This is a genomic window from Luteolibacter flavescens (genome assembly GCF_025950085.1).
Lineage (GTDB): Bacteria > Verrucomicrobiota > Verrucomicrobiia > Verrucomicrobiales > Akkermansiaceae > Haloferula > Haloferula flavescens.
In genome coordinates this window covers 1-13863 of the sequence record NZ_JAPDDS010000015.1, presented here as the reverse complement: position 1 = coordinate 13863, position 13863 = coordinate 1, and the positions used below count along the sequence as shown (strand labels likewise).

Below are 13863 nucleotides of genomic sequence, written 5' to 3'. Positions count from 1 at the left end.
GTTTGACACGTCCGCGGGCGGCTGGTTGTTTCCTGCAACCTAGCAATTAATTCAAAAAAACGCCCCGCATGAGCGAAAACGAAATCCCACCGCCGAAGGCCACTTCTTCGATCCCAGCACCACGCGGGACGTCCTCGATCCCGGCCTCGAAGCAGACTTCCTCCATCCCGCTGAAAAAGGAAACCGTGCGGGTGACCCTGAAGGCGTCCGACGCGCCGCCAGCCGCCCCGGGAGCCCCGGTGCTGGCCGCCACGAAGCCCCCGATGCCGACCGGCGTGGGTGCTCCTCCGGCCCCGTCCCTCGCTCCTACCGCCCCGGCACCTACCGTGGGCGCGCCGAAGGCTCCGGCCCCGGCCCCGACCATCGCTCTCCGCCCCGCCGGTGCTCCTACCGCCCCGGCTCCGGCCCCTACGATCCGCCTGAATACCCCGGGTGCCCCCACGGCTCCCGGCGCACCGGCACGCACCGTCCCGCTCGGCGCCGGTCCGGCCGCCGCAGGTGCCACCGTGTCCCTGCCAAAGGCCACCGTGCAGCTCCAGCCGCCGACCCAGCCGCTCGGCACCGCCACCCCGACCTTCTCCACCTCGCCGACCATCCGGACCGAGGAAGACGAGTCCGAGAAGGGTGAAGCCGTCGCAGGCATCCTGTCCATCGTCGGCTTCCTCGCCGCCGCTGCCGTGCTCGTCATCCAGTTCATGACCTTCAACATCTGGAGCACCGAAGGCATCGGCCAGTTGTTCGAATAATCCTCTTCCGAACTTCCGATCACCGAACTTCCGATCATGATCTATCCCATCATCACCTTCCTCCTCGGAGCAGCCGTCCTGGCCATCGCCATGACCGCCGGCAACCTGCCGCTCTGAGGTTTTTCCAGAGACCGTTTACGCAAGGACCGCACTGCCCCCGGGGTGGTGCGGTCCTTGACTTTTTCAGGACCCTATCCACCTTCCGCGCATGGCTCAGCAATTCAACGAAAGCAATTTCCAATCCGAAGTCATCGACTCCACCCAGCCGGTCCTCGTGGACTTCTGGGCGGAATGGTGCGGACCTTGCAAGATGATCGGCCCCGTCATCGACCAGCTTTCCGGTGAACTGGAAGGCCAGGCCAAGGTGGGCAAGGTCAACGTCGACGAAGCCCGCGAGCTGTCCGTGAAGTACGGCGTGAAGAGCATCCCGCTGCTTCTCTTCTTCAAGGACGGCGAGGTGAAGGACCAGATCGTCGGCGCGAACGTGACCAAGGACATGCTCAAGCAGAAGCTGCTGGCACTGGCCTGAGCCGCGACTTGATTTCGATTTTCCCCGAGGGCCGGCCGGAGCAGATGTCTCCCGCCGGCCTTCTTGTTTTCCCGCATGCGGCTCACCACGCGGGCGGCTGCTCGACGAACGCGGGCTCCGGCCTCTCGCTGCCGTAGTAGCGGTGGAAGACGGGGCAGGCCGAGCCGGACAGCGGCGGCACCAGCCAGGACCAGTCTCCCGGCACCTCACGGCCGCAGCCTTCCTCATTCCGCACGTGCTGCATGAACTGCGTGGAGGCGGTGTGGTGGTCCACGATCGCGACCCCGGCCTCGCGGTAGGAGTGCAGCACCGCGGTATTCAGCTCCACCAGCGCGCGGTCCTTCCAGAGCATCCGGCGGGCGGTGCGGTCGATCCCCATCTTCTCCGCGATCACTGGCAGCAGGTTGTAGCGCGATTCATCGCCGAAGTTCCGCGAACCGATCTCCGTGCCCATGTAGTAGCCGCTGAAGGGCGCGGCGGGAAAGCGCAGCCCGTCCCCGACCAGTGCCATGTCCGAGATGACGGGCACCGCATGCCACTTCAGCCCCAGCTCCGCGAACCATGGCAGGTCCGGGTGATGGATCGCCACCTCCAGCACCGCGTCCGCGGGGAGGGTGTAGAGGCGCGGCCGGTCGCCGGGGACATCGATCACCAGCGGCAGGATGTCGAAGGCGGTGCGCTCCCGCGGCGGCTGCCAGCCCATCTCCATGACCCGCGCGGTGAAGTCCGCCTGATCCGGATCTCCCAGCACGCTGCCATCCGCCGCGCGATACCCGGCGTAGCGGACGAGCTGGCGATTCCAGATGCGGATGCCGCGCTCACCCTCCGCCGCCGGGGCGAAGAGAGTCACGGCGGAGCGGATTTTTCCGCCATTCGTCGAGTGGCGCAGGTGGGCCACGCAGGCCTCGAAGATCTCGTCTGCGCCAGTCGCAGTGCGCGCGTTGAGCAGCTCGAGGGTGTTCCAAAAGAGCCTGCCGATGCAGCGGGCATTGTTCCGCCAGGCGATTCTCGCGAGCTGGGTGAGGTCGTCGGCGGTCGGCATGTGCGGGGGGAAAGTGAGGCATCCCGGGCGATGCGCCATCGCAAATCGATGGCGGCATCAAGTCACCCTCGCGTCTTGCCTCTCCCCGCCCGGCGCGTCTGAATCCGCGGCGCATGGCCCGCCCCGGATTGATCCTCAAGCTCAGTTGCCCCGACCAACCCGGCATCGTGGCAAAGATCGCCAGCTACGTCGCGGGCCACCGGGGAAACCTGATCGAGTTCGCCCAGTTCACCGACAAGCTCTCGCTGAAGTTCTTCGCCCGGCTCGAGATCGAGACCGGCGAGCTGGACGTGGACCCGGAGGATTTCATCGAGGGCTTCGGCACGCTCGGCCGCTCGATGCGCGCGCAGTGGCACTTCCGCCGCCTGCCGTACAAGATGCGCACGGCCGTGCTGGTGACGAAGACCGACCACTGCCTGAATGAGATCCTCTGGCGCGCGGAGATCGGCGAGCTGCCGGTGGAAATCACCAGCATCATCGGGAATCGCGATGCCTGCCGCGGCATCGCCGAGCGCGCGGGCATCCCCTTCCACCTCATCGGGATGGATGGCGGGGAAAAGGCCGCAGGCTTCACCCGCATCCGCGAGATCCTGCAGGAGGAGAAGGTGGAGCTCACCGTGCTCGCGCGCTTCATGCAGATCCTGCCGGATGACTTTTGCCGCGAGTTCCAGGGGCGGCTCATCAATATCCACCACAGCTTCCTGCCCGCCTTCATCGGTGCGAATCCGTACCAGCAGGCCTACGCGCGCGGCGTGAAGCTCATCGGCGCGACGTGCCACTACGTCACCGCGGACCTCGATGCCGGGCCCATCATCGAGCAGGAGGTGGAGCGCGTGCAGCACTTCCACGCGCCGAATGACCTCGTCCGCCTCGGCCGGAATTGCGAGCGCATCGCCCTGGCAAAGGGCATCCGCTACCACGTCCACGACCGCACCATCATCGACGGCCACAGGGCAATCGTGTTTCCGGATTGAGATCGGGCACGTGGCGAAACGTCCAAGTGGTGGCGAAACGAATTCGTAGCGAAACGACTGCGTCGTTTCGGCTGTGCGAGGCGTGAAGGAAAATCGCCACTCGGATATCAAGATACGGGCTGCCCCCAAGCCAGAACGACGAAGTCGATCTGCTACGCTACAGATGTGGCGGGGAGAAGGGGCGGGACGCGCCTTCAACGGACTGGGGCAGGATGCCCCAGCTACGAGGGTGGGCGGGGCTACTTGGGCGCGGGTGTTGCCTCTGGCTCTACCTCTGCCTGTGGCTTTTCCTTGGCTTCCGCTTCGGGCTTGGCGTCTGGCTTGGCGTCCGCTTTGGCGTCGGCCTCGGGGGGAGGGTTCAGCGTGGGGTCCTTGACGGGCATTTCAATGTCGTCGGCGAGGTCATCGAGGTCCGGGCCGTCGCTGACGATGAGGTGGATGGGCTTGTCGTCCTTTACTCGGATGATGAGGCGATACTCGCGGCCCCAGGCATCCTGGGGGACCTTGTCCATGATGCGGACCCAGCGTCGGGGGAAGGGGGCGAGGTCGGGCTTTTCGACGAGGGCCTTGAGGCCTTGCTTCTCGGTGGGGAAGTCTCCGCTCTGAAGCCGGTACATGAGGAGTGCGGCGGAGATCGTGCGGCCATCCGCCTCGACACGCTGGAGCTTCAGCTTTTCCGTGCGGGCCTTGAGGAGCCCGGTGACGATGCCGTCGCCTTTCACCTCATCCTTGGCTTTGTCCCGGTCCTTGTCCTGGTCTTTGGCATCGGCGGCGGGAGCGGTGGAAAGGCAGGGGAGGATGAGGAGGGCGGCGAGGGAGAGGGCGCGGGGTTTTTTCATGGCCGGGGAGGGGATGATGAAGGGCGAGCGGCGAGGAGCGCAGCGCGCTCAGGAGCGGGTGAAGTGATAGCGGGCGCTCTCGAGGATGCCGCAGGCGATTTCCTCGGTCTCGAGGCCGGCGGTCTCCAGCTCGAGATCGGCGATCTCATGGTAGAGCGGGCTGCGCTCTATGATGAGCTTTTCGATCCTTTCGCGCGGATTCGCGGTCTGGAGGAGCGGGCGGTCGCGATTGCGGGCGGTGCGCTGGAGGATGACGTCCACGGGGGCCTGCAGCCAGACGACGTAGCCGAGCTGGGAGAGGAGCCGCCGGTTCGCGCGGCGGCCGACGATGCCGCCGCCGGTGGCGATGATGCGGCGCGGGGTGCCGGGGGCGGAGAGCTCATTCAGCACGGCGCTCTCCAGCTCGCGGAAGGCCTGCTCGCCGCGGCGGGCAAAGATGTCGGTGATGGTCAGGCGGGCCTTTTCCTCGATGAGGTGGTCGGTATCCACGAGGGGGTAGCCGAGCATGGTCTGGAGCTTTCGCCCCACGGTGGTCTTCCCGCAGCCCATCAAGCCGACGAGCACGATGTTCTTGGGAAGTCCGTCGGCGGGTTGCATGGCGGGATCGTAACGGCGGCCCGGGGGCGCGGAAAGATCCAATCCTGCGAATGTAAATACGGGCGCTAAATCCGGGCTGGCCCGCCGCGCCACGGGTGGCCAAGCTCGCGCCGTGCCCGAGATTGAGACCCGCATCCTGTCCGCCGAGGAAGAAGACATGAAGACCGCCGTGAGCCAGGCCACCGCCTTGCTCGCCGCCGGGGAAATCGTGGCCGTGCCCACGGAGACGGTGTATGGCCTGGCGGCGGATGCCTTCAATGCGGATGCGGTGGCGAAGGTCTTCGCCGCGAAGGAGCGGCCGGCATTTGACCCGCTGATCGTGCACATCTCGTCGCTGAAGGAGCTGCCGGAGGTGGCGGAGCTGCCGGAGGACATCGCGCCGGTGGTGAAGAGCCTGGCGGGGGCGTTTTGGCCGGGGCCGCTGACGATCGTGCTGCCGAAGTCGGCGAAGGTGCCGGACATCGTGACGAGCGGGCTGCCGACGGTGGCGGTGCGGCAGAGCGGGAGCGTGATTTTCCGCCAGATCGGCAAGGCGCTGGGCCGGCCGATCGCGGCGCCGAGTGCGAACCGGTTTGGCCGCATTTCGCCGACATCGGCGAGCGCGGTGATGAAGGAACTGGACGGCCGCATCCCGCTGATCATCGACGGCGGTGCGTGCAGCGAGGGCGTGGAGAGCACGATCGTGAAGATCGAGTCGCGGGGCGAGCAGCGCCCGCTGATCCATGTGCTGCGGGCGGGCCCGGTGACGAAGGAGGACCTGCAGAAATTTGGCAAGGTGGTGATCCAGAAGCGCTTGGTCTCCGAGCATCCGGAGGCACCGGGCCAGCTCGCGAGCCACTATGCGCCGCTGACGCCGCTGCTGATGTTTGAGAAGCCGGAGGACTTCAAGCCGGAGCCGGGGAAGAAGTACGGCCTGCTGAGCTACCGCGGCGATCCGAAGGCGGGCTACATCGATCTGCACGAGTGGGAAGTGGTGGAGGAGCTGAGCCCGGGCAGCGGCAAGCTGATCGAGGCGGCGGTGCGGCTCTTCTACGTGATGCGGCACCTGGACGAGCAAGGGCTGGACGCGATCGTGGCGGAGCCGGTGAGCGAGACGGGCCTGGGCGTGGCGATCATGGACCGCCTGAGACGCGCGGCGGTGGGGAGGGAGTGATTTGGGATTGTGGACTGCGGATTGGTTGGGCGGGAGTTGGATGGGTCGGCGGAGCCGGGAGTGCTGGCTTTGGCCGGCTTGGAGGGTGGGCGAAGTATGGGTAGGAGCTGCTTTTCGTAAGCAGGCCCCGCTGGGAGCGCGTGCCACCGGCTCGCTTGGAAAGTTCGGCGAAGCCACTCATAGAGCCCGCCTTCCCAAAGGCCTCCCATCAAAGCCGCTTTCACCCTACGTTCCCACGACCGTCCAAGCGAGCCAGTGGCACGCGCTCCCAGGGGGCCGCCATCGTAGTCCGCATCGCTGTGTGTGCGGCCCGCCGGTCCGACGAAGCTGCGAAGAAAGCCTGCCTTCATCAGAGACGTCGCCAAGAGCGGCAGATGCAGCCCGCAGCGATCACTGCTTCGCCGCACGCGGAGCGATGCGGACCACGATGCGGACCACGATGCGGACCACGATGGGGGCGCGCTTGGATGGTCGTGTGAACGCAAGGGTAAGAGCTGCTTTCTTGTGAGCGTCTCGGGGAGTCGTGCTGGACTGGTGGCTTCACCGATCTGTCCAAGCCGGCTGAAGCCAGCGCTCCCGGCTGCGCCGATCAGAGGCACGGGGTTTCCATCGGCATGGAGAACTGCTTCGGGCCGGTCTGATGACCGGCGCTCCCAGGGGCTGTTTACACTCCGGCGGGGACTCGGGCGGTCTTTTCCAGCTCGCTTGCCAGCCGGGTCGCCAGCGCCGCGGTGTGGAGGCGGAGCTCGGGGACGGCGGTGGCTTCGAAGTAGCGCGCCCGCAGCATGGGGCCGGTGACATACAGCCACTCCAGCGGGAAGCCATCGCGGCTGACGGCGCGGTAGTCGTGGTGGATCTCCGCACCGAGGCGGAATTCATCCGGCACGAGGAAGCCGCGGCGGAGGAGATTCGTGATGAGCGGGTGCTGGATGGTCGTGATGTCGCGCGCGGGGCCGGTGGCGTCGATGATGTGGTCGGCATCCAGCCAGCGGGTGACGGCGGCGCGATTCCGCGGGGCGAGGCCGAGGCGCAGGCGGCCGTCGCGGTTTTCCACGGAGACGATGGTGCCGCGCTTCAGGTCCAGCTTCCCCTCGTCGATGAGGGTCTGGAATTTGTGGAAGGTCTCGGGCGCGCACTGGTGGCGGTGCACTTCCCAGAAGGGGCTGATGAAGCGGAGGAACTTCCGCCGGTCGCGCGAGGACATCTCCTGCCACAGCGACGGCGTGGCCGGGCGCAGCGCGGCGAAGACATCGCGCCAATCCCCGCCCTCGGAGGTGTGGCGGGTGACGGCCTGGCGGAAGAGACGGAGGCTGCGCGGCAGGTCGGAATCCGGCAGCTCGTCCAGTTCCGGCGGTGCCACGCGGGACGCGGCCTGGTAGGGGCGCGGCAGCAGGCCATTGCGAGAGATCGCGTGGATGGCGGCGGGGGTGCCGCGGCGTTCCAGCTCCAGCACGGCATCGATCATCGTGAGACCGGTGCCGATGACGAGGACGGTCTCGCCGGGCTTCACCTGGTCAAAGGTGGAGGTCTTCCGCGCGGGCAGCGTGTGCTGCGCCCAGAGCGAGCTGGAGAAGGCCGAGCCCTGGTTCCCGGTGGCGAGCACCACGCGGGAGCACATCAGCGCGGTCTGGTCCTTCAGCGTCAGCACGGCGACGCTGCTGCCGGGATTTGTCTGCACGTCGATGACTGCGCGGTGATCGACGCGCAGGTTGCTACAGTTCTTCCGCGCTTCTTCCAGGCAGTGCTTGATGTAGTCGCCGTAGATGCGGCGCGGAAGGAAGTCGTCCGGTGTGATCTGCTCGCCGAGCACGCGGCGGGCGAACTTGAAGAAATGGTCCGGCTCGTCCTGATACGCGCTCATGCGGCGCGCGGGGATATTCAGCACGGCGTGCGCGTCGTCCCGGCGATACGCGAGACCGGGCCCAGCCTCGGGGCTTTCCTCGAAGAGGATCACCGGCCGGTCCGGCAGGCGCAGCGCGAGGTGGATGGCGGTGAAGGTGCCGCTGAAGCCGCCGCCGATGACGGCCACGGGGGTCTGGGTCTGGCTCGCGCTCATGATGGGACGTGGGTGGAAAGGGGTTGGGTAAAGCAGTTAGAATGGTAGAGTATTTCGTGAAAAAACTGCCGGCCGCCTCCTGGTGGGAGACGACCGGCAGCCATCCGTTCCACAGCTCAAGAAATCTTCTGACAGGCGGCCACCTTGCTGCCGAGCTGGCGGCTGAGACGTGTCTGCGCGTGGAGCACGCGGACGAGGAAGCGCGCCACCGCGTGGATCGACCGCGGGTCATCCCAGCCGGAGGGCACCAGCAGGCGGAGCTGCCAGCGCTCCTCCGGGTGCACCGGCTTCACCTGCAGTGCGGTTGGCACGGCGATGCGGCCGCGCAGCGCGGGGATGGTCACGCCCACGGACTTGATCGCCTGATGGAGTGTCGGCGGGATCTCCCCGGCGACGGTGAAGCTCTGCACGTCCGCGGCATGGACCTCGATGAGCCCGTGGGACGCCTGGTTCTTGAATTGCTCGGCGAGGTGGCCCAGCAAGTCCCAGTCCTGCAGGTCCGGCGCGTCTTCATCCAGCTCCAGCGCCACGGGATTTGCCACCGGGAGCAGGCGCAGGATCGCATTTCCCGCCACGCGGGGGTGCTGCGTCAGGATCTCGATGAACTGGAGCAGCACCTGCGAGGCGAGCTGCGAGGTCGGGGTATTCCACCCGACGAAGCCGACCACCGGGCGGTCCTCCCGGTCGTGCCCGGGGCCCACGTGGGTGAAGACGGGCGCGCCGTATTTGAAGCCGAGGTAGTAGAGGGGAAAATCGATCCTGCCCGTGAGGTGCTCGGAGAATTCGCAATGCTCGACGTAACCTTGGAGGAGATTCCTCAGGTTCTTGCGCAGGTCGGGATGCAAGGTCGTGATGTGCATGATTCGGTAGGGTTCGGATTTTAAGGAAAAGGCCCGGCCGAAAGCCCGTGCCTATTTCCTACCTAATCGTATATTTTCACCCGTCGAGGGAAAATTTCGCGCCGCGGTTGCCCGGGGTTGTCTTCGGAATTCGGTGCAGACCTTGATCCAGAGCGCCTTACTCCACCCCGTAGGCCGCCAGCACGTCGGCGGATTTCTTTGCCTCCAGGAGCTTGAGGGCCTCCTTCCGGTGGTCCTTTGCCTCGTCGCCGGGGTCGATTTCCTTCTGCTCTTTCTTCCCCACGGCCTCGGTGAGCTTCCCGCCCGCTTCGGTGGTGGCGCTGCGCGTGAGGCGGCGGACGCAGGTCTCGCCCTTGTCATCGTAGTAGTAGCGGTCCTCGGTGCGGGTATCGATGGTCTTCGGCTTCTCGTCCGTGGAGTCGGGGTGGAATTGCCAGTAGGTCGTGATGACGTAGGCAAAGAAGAGCTTCCCGTTCTTGTAGTAGTAGTGCTCGTCGATGACGGCGTGGTCGCCTGCGCCGTAGGAGGCGGTGACGGTTTTCCAGCCGTCGTCGTAGTCGCGCAGGACGACGTCGCCGCTCATCGGCTCGCTGGATGCCTCGAAGGCGATCTTCCGCTCGGCGGTGTGCTTCGCCTTCTGGACCGTCTCATACCATTTCCGGATCTCCGTTACCCGCTCCCCCGGCTCCGCCATCGCAGGCGCGGCAAGACAGATCATGGCGAGATAGGGCAACGCGGTTTTCATGGTCATGGCGTGTCACATGAGCACGCATTCCGCTGCCGCGCAACTTGCTCTCATCGCCCGAGGTGCCGCAGGCGGAGCGCTGGCTTCAGCCGGCTTGGATGGGCGGGCGAACGCGCCTTCAAAGCCACTTCACACCAAGGGCCGCCCTGAGAGCGCGTGGCCACTGGTCCGCTTGGAAAGTCCGGCGAACGCACCTTCAAAGCCACGCCGGCACCGGGTGCCAACCCTGGGAGCGCCGGTCATTAGACCGGCCCGAGCGGTCCCCGGCGGATGGCCGCGTGTGGCGGGGAGAAATCGCCCGCAAGCTCCGATCCTCTTCCACAGGGCCAAGGGCCCGGCCATTCCTCAGCCCCGGCCATCGGCCGGGGTATGTCGTGCAGGAGATTCCGGCGGCCTGAAGGGCAGCGATACGTGGAAGGTTTCTCTCACCGGGATGCGATGAGGCGGGCAGGCGTGAAAGGTTGCGCTTTCCTGCGGATCTTCCTGCGGACTGCGAGGGCGGAAACAGCGCTCGTTCGTGGCGGCGTTCATCCCCCGATATCGCAGCCCTTCAGGCCGCCGATCCGGGGCATTGCCCAACCCCGGCCGATGGCCGGGGCTGAGGGATGGCCGGGCCGTTGGCCCTGTGGAGGGACGCGGGTGAAAGCGGGCATCACCGATAGCTTCCCCGGACCGGCGGCCGCACTTGGAGCGATGCGGACCACGATGGCGCAGGGTTTTCGTCGGCATGGAGAAGTGCCTCGGGCCGGTCTGATGACTGGCGAAGCAACCCTCAAAGCCGCCTTTCACCGGGTGCCCCGCTGGGAGCGCGTGGCCACTGGCCCGCTTGGAAAGTTCGGCGAAGTAACCTGTGGAGCGTGGCTTCTTGGAGGGCTTTAGATGGGAGCAGCTTTTTCCTTGGGTTCGCATGACCGTCCAAGCGAGCCGGTGGCACGCGCTCCCAGGGGCTTCAGGTGAAAGCAGCTTTTACCCTTACTTCGCACGACCGTCCAAGCCGGCTGAAGCCAGCGCTCCCGGCTGCGCCGAGCTTCTCGCGCTCCGCGTTGTGCCGAAGAATCGATGACCGATGACCTATCGACGATAACCCCAATCACAAACTCACCCGCTGGATCTTCCCCGGCGACCGGGAAAGGAAGCGCCGCGAGAGATCCTCGAATTGATCCGAGAGGTCCGTGAGGTGGATCTGCAGGCTGCCGGTTTCGGTGTCCGGCTTTTCCGTGAGGAGGTCGAGCTCGGTCAGGCGGGACTTCACCAGCTCCGCGCACGTCGTGGCGGAGTCCACGAGGCGCACGCTGTCCGGCAGGAATTTCTTTAGCACGGGAATGAGCAGCGGGTAGTGCGTGCAGGCCAGCATCAGCGTGTCGATGCCGCGGTCGAGCATCGGGTCGAGATACGTGTGCAGCGCGGCGTGGGTCGCGGGGTGGTCCAGCCAATCCTCTTCCACCAGCGGCACCAGCAGCGGCGCGGGCGTGGCGTGGATGATCAGCCCGGTGCGGCGCAGCGCGAGCGCGTGCTGATACGCGTGCGAGCGCACGGTGCCGCGCGTGGCGATGATGCCGATGCGTTGCGCGCCCTCGTCTGCGAGGACCGCTTCCACCCCGGGCTCGATGACGCCGATGACGGGCACCTGATACCGCTCCTGCAGCGAGGGCAGCGCGTGGGCGGTGGCCGTATTGCAGGCGACCACCACGGTCTTCACCCCGCGGTCGAGCAGGAAGCGGACGTCCTCATGCGAGAATTGCCGGATCGTCTCCGGGCTCTTCGATCCATAGGGCAGGCGCGCCGTATCGCCGAGATACACGATGTCCTCGGCGGGCAGGAGTTGCTGCAAGGCGCGCACGACGGTCAGCCCGCCGACACCGGAATCGAAGACGCCTAACGGGGCATTACGCATGGCCGGGAGGAAAGCCGGGAATCCCCCGCGCGGGAAGCGGAAAGAGGGCGTTGCACGTCGGCCCCGGGAAGGATAATCAGGGGGCGTGAACGGAAAGATCGAAGTGGCGATCGTCGGCGGCGGACCGGCCGGCTGCACCCTGGCGGCCCTGCTTGCCCAGCGGGGCATCCGCACCCTCGTATTCGACGATGACAAGCGCCCGGAGCTGCTCGTCGGCGAGTCCCTGCTGCCGCGCGTGGTGAAGCTGATGCGACGCCTCGGCATCGAGGACCGGGTGAAGGAATTCTCCCAGTTCAAGCCCGGCGTCGGCTTCATTTCCCGCGACAGCAGCCGCCTCGATTTCTTCTTCCCGCAAAAGGCGATCAAGGGGATGCCGAACTACGCGTACAACATCCCGCGGCCCGAGTATGACAATCTCCTCCGCACCCGCGCGCAGGAGCTGGGCGTGACTTTTGTAAAGGGCCGCGCCGCGCTGGAGCAGGGCACGGATGGCCGGGAAATCCAGCTCACCGCCGAGTGCCTCGCCTCCGTGCCGGAGCTGGGCGGCGTACATCCAAAGCTGCTGGTGGACTCCACCGGCCGGGCGCGTGCTTTCGCGAAGGTCATCGGCATCGGAGCGAAGCGCGGGAAGCGCAACGACGTGGCCTACTTCGCGCACTTCGAGAATTTCGACGTCGAGGCGATGCAGGAGGGCCAGGTGGTCATCACCACGCTGGAGCACGGCTGGAGCTGGCGCATCCCGCTGCCCGGCCGCCTGTCCGTCGGCGTGGTGGTGGACAAGTCCTGCCTGAAGGGCCACGGGGACAATCCCGAGGAGCGCCTGGAATCCATCATCGATGCCGAGCCGCTGCTTGCCAAGGCAGGCCAGGGACGCCGCCGCGTGACGCCGGTGATGACGTACACGAATTACCAGCTCATCTCGGACCGCGGCCACGGCCCCGGCTGGGTGGCCACGGGGGATGCCTTCGGCTTCGTCGATCCCATGCTCTCGCCCGGGCTCTTCATGGCGATGCATTCGGCGGACCTCATCGACCAGCATGCGTTTTCGCAGGGAGCTGGCATCCTCGACCAGCCGGCGAAGCTCTCGCGGGCATTCGACAAGGTCTTCGAGGAAATGCTCGATTGGCATGAGGCGTGGGCGGAGCTCATCGAGTACTTCTACGACGGCCGCATGTATGCGCTGCACTCCGCGGGCGCGCAGCTCTCCGAGAAGTATGGCGAGGCCGCGCTGCCGCGCCTGATGGAGCGCCACCTGACGAAGCAGATCACCCGCCTGCTCTCCGGCGTGGCCACGCGCAGCCGTTATGGACGCGGGCTGTTGAGATTTTCGCTGAAGCACCTCGTCTGGGACGTGGCGCCTGCGGAGACGTATGCGATCCGCGGGTAAAGCATTTCACACAAAGTCGTAGCCGCTTGTGCGGGATGATTGGGGTCGGCTCTCTCAAGGGATTGAGGCCTTCAGTTCACCGCGAAAGGACGCGAAAAAGCGCGAAATCTAAAGGCAGGAAGAAAATCCCAATTAAGAAAATTTCGCGGGATTTCGCGTTTTTCGCGGTTCGATCTTCCTCTCTCTCTTCCACGCGCGGTGGCTACAATTCAGAGTGAAATGCTCTAAAGGGTGACGGGCGGTCTTCCGGGTGTGGAGAGGCTGAGAAATTGCCAAAGCACGCTGCCCGCACATCTACCCGAGCAGCTTTGCCGCAAAGGTGGCGAGCTCGATGAAGACCTGCTCCACCGCGCTCGGCTCGCGGTAGTCGGTGGTGTAGATTCCCCAGCGCCGCTCGATGGGTGCGCCCGGCACTTTCACCTGCACCAGCCTGCCCGCGTCGAGCTCCCGCCGCGCCACCCAAGGTGCGGCGATGCCCACGCCATGGCCGGTCCGCAGCAGGGCGGAGAGCGAGCCCATGTCTCCCACCACCACGGGATCGCGAGGCTTCACGCGGAGTTTCCAGAAGTAGTCCGCCACCATCGGTCCGGTCTCCGCGGTTCGCGCGTGGAGCAGGTACTGCATGCCTGCCATGGCCTCGGCGGAGGGTTCCTCGCCATCGCTCCACGGGTGCGCGGGACCGACGAGGAATGCCATGCAGTCGCGGAAGACGGGCAGGAAGAACTTCCCGTCCGGACTGGCCTGCCGCAGGCCAAAGGCGAGATCGAGATCCCCCGCGGCGAGCCGTGGCAGCAGCTCGCGGCTGTCCCCGGCCACCACCACCGGCTCGCAGTCCGGGAAGTAGTCCTGGAACTCCCGCACCACCGCGGGCAGCAGGCACTCGAAGAGCGAATACGGCGCGCCGATGCGGATCTGCCGCTGCTTCATCCCGCGCATCGCATCCAGCTCGCGCTCCACCTTCCTCAGAAGCCGTCTGAAAAATAACTCATGCTGTAATTCTCGCCAGCATGCGCCTCGACATCGACAGGTGGATGAGGGCTT

General features: G+C 66.1%; 13 protein-coding genes. 5 read left to right on the top strand and 8 right to left on the bottom strand.

What is annotated here, in order from left to right; all coding sequences use genetic code 11:
* The first annotated feature begins 68 nt into the window (after positions 1-68).
* Together OKA04_RS20535 and trxA are read left to right on the top strand one after the other, a co-directional pair.
* Positions 69-746 (top strand): hypothetical protein, encoded by a 678-nt coding sequence (locus OKA04_RS20535; protein ID WP_264503091.1) that lies wholly within the window; start codon positions 69-71, stop codon positions 744-746.
* Between the two features lie 208 nt (positions 747-954).
* A complete protein-coding gene (trxA, locus tag OKA04_RS20530; protein ID WP_264503090.1) occupies positions 955-1275 on the top strand; it encodes a thioredoxin in 321 nt (106 codons plus the stop codon).
* Between the two features lie 82 nt (positions 1276-1357).
* Here trxA and OKA04_RS20525 read toward each other — a convergent pair whose 3' ends face one another.
* Positions 1358-2317 carry a nitric oxide synthase oxygenase gene (locus tag OKA04_RS20525; RefSeq protein WP_264503089.1) on the bottom strand — a complete coding sequence of 320 codons (960 nt, stop codon included), beginning with the start codon at positions 2315-2317 and terminating at the stop codon, positions 1358-1360.
* A 113-nt stretch (positions 2318-2430) separates the two neighbouring features.
* Between OKA04_RS20525 and purU the strand changes: the two genes are divergently transcribed.
* On the top strand, positions 2431-3291 hold the full coding sequence (purU, locus tag OKA04_RS20520; protein ID WP_264503088.1) for a formyltetrahydrofolate deformylase: 861 nt from the start codon (positions 2431-2433) through the stop codon (positions 3289-3291).
* A gap of 239 nt (positions 3292-3530) precedes the next feature.
* Here purU and OKA04_RS20515 read toward each other — a convergent pair whose 3' ends face one another.
* Together OKA04_RS20515 and OKA04_RS20510 are read right to left on the bottom strand one after the other, a co-directional pair.
* Complete coding sequence (locus tag OKA04_RS20515) at positions 3531-4130, bottom strand: type II secretion system protein GspG (RefSeq protein WP_264503087.1); 600 nt, start codon at positions 4128-4130, stop codon at positions 3531-3533.
* Between the two features lie 48 nt (positions 4131-4178).
* Positions 4179-4727 carry a shikimate kinase gene (locus tag OKA04_RS20510; RefSeq protein ID WP_264503086.1) on the bottom strand — a complete coding sequence of 183 codons (549 nt, stop codon included), beginning with the start codon at positions 4725-4727 and terminating at the stop codon, positions 4179-4181.
* A gap of 112 nt (positions 4728-4839) precedes the next feature.
* Between OKA04_RS20510 and OKA04_RS20505 the strand changes: the two genes are divergently transcribed.
* Positions 4840-5880 (top strand): L-threonylcarbamoyladenylate synthase, encoded by a 1041-nt coding sequence (locus OKA04_RS20505; protein ID WP_264503085.1) that lies wholly within the window; start codon positions 4840-4842, stop codon positions 5878-5880.
* Between the two features lie 664 nt (positions 5881-6544).
* Here the strand turns inward: OKA04_RS20505 and OKA04_RS20500 are convergent.
* From OKA04_RS20500 to murI, 4 genes are all read right to left on the bottom strand, one after another.
* Positions 6545-7936, bottom strand: coding sequence for an FAD/NAD(P)-binding protein (locus OKA04_RS20500; RefSeq protein WP_264503084.1), 1392 nt, complete (start codon positions 7934-7936; stop codon positions 6545-6547).
* 116 nt (positions 7937-8052) lie between these two features.
* A complete protein-coding gene (locus OKA04_RS20495; protein WP_264503083.1) occupies positions 8053-8796 on the bottom strand; it encodes a hypothetical protein in 744 nt (247 codons plus the stop codon).
* A gap of 157 nt (positions 8797-8953) precedes the next feature.
* A complete protein-coding gene (locus OKA04_RS20490; RefSeq protein ID WP_264503082.1) occupies positions 8954-9541 on the bottom strand; it encodes a hypothetical protein in 588 nt (195 codons plus the stop codon).
* A 1090-nt stretch (positions 9542-10631) separates the two neighbouring features.
* Complete coding sequence (gene murI, locus OKA04_RS20485; RefSeq protein WP_264503081.1) at positions 10632-11435, bottom strand: glutamate racemase; 804 nt, start codon at positions 11433-11435, stop codon at positions 10632-10634.
* A gap of 85 nt (positions 11436-11520) precedes the next feature.
* On the opposite strand from murI, the gene OKA04_RS20480 reads away from it, so the two are divergent.
* A complete protein-coding gene (locus tag OKA04_RS20480; protein WP_264503080.1) occupies positions 11521-12822 on the top strand; it encodes an NAD(P)/FAD-dependent oxidoreductase in 1302 nt (433 codons plus the stop codon).
* 294 nt (positions 12823-13116) lie between these two features.
* Here OKA04_RS20480 and OKA04_RS20475 read toward each other — a convergent pair whose 3' ends face one another.
* Positions 13117-13779 (bottom strand): substrate-binding domain-containing protein, encoded by a 663-nt coding sequence (locus OKA04_RS20475; RefSeq protein ID WP_264503079.1) that lies wholly within the window; start codon positions 13777-13779, stop codon positions 13117-13119.
* Positions 13780-13863: the final 84 nt, after the last annotated feature.

What these genes read in the sequence shown, in the direction of transcription:
- OKA04_RS20535 (WP_264503091.1), top strand. Translation starts at nt 69, where the DNA reads ATGAGCGAAAACGAAATCCCACCGCCGAAGGCCACTTCTTCGATCCCA.
- trxA (WP_264503090.1), top strand. Translation starts at nt 955, where the DNA reads ATGGCTCAGCAATTCAACGAAAGCAATTTCCAATCCGAAGTCATCGAC.
- OKA04_RS20495 (WP_264503083.1), bottom strand. Translation starts at nt 8,796, where the DNA reads ATGCACATCACGACCTTGCATCCCGACCTGCGCAAGAACCTGAGGAAT.
- OKA04_RS20510 (WP_264503086.1), bottom strand. Translation starts at nt 4,727, where the DNA reads ATGCAACCCGCCGACGGACTTCCCAAGAACATCGTGCTCGTCGGCTTG.
- OKA04_RS20525 (WP_264503089.1), bottom strand. Translation starts at nt 2,317, where the DNA reads ATGCCGACCGCCGACGACCTCACCCAGCTCGCGAGAATCGCCTGGCGG.
- purU (WP_264503088.1), top strand. Translation starts at nt 2,431, where the DNA reads ATGGCCCGCCCCGGATTGATCCTCAAGCTCAGTTGCCCCGACCAACCC.
- OKA04_RS20490 (WP_264503082.1), bottom strand. Translation starts at nt 9,541, where the DNA reads ATGAAAACCGCGTTGCCCTATCTCGCCATGATCTGTCTTGCCGCGCCT.
- OKA04_RS20515 (WP_264503087.1), bottom strand. Translation starts at nt 4,130, where the DNA reads ATGAAAAAACCCCGCGCCCTCTCCCTCGCCGCCCTCCTCATCCTCCCC.
- murI (WP_264503081.1), bottom strand. Translation starts at nt 11,435, where the DNA reads ATGCGTAATGCCCCGTTAGGCGTCTTCGATTCCGGTGTCGGCGGGCTG.
- OKA04_RS20500 (WP_264503084.1), bottom strand. Translation starts at nt 7,936, where the DNA reads ATGAGCGCGAGCCAGACCCAGACCCCCGTGGCCGTCATCGGCGGCGGC.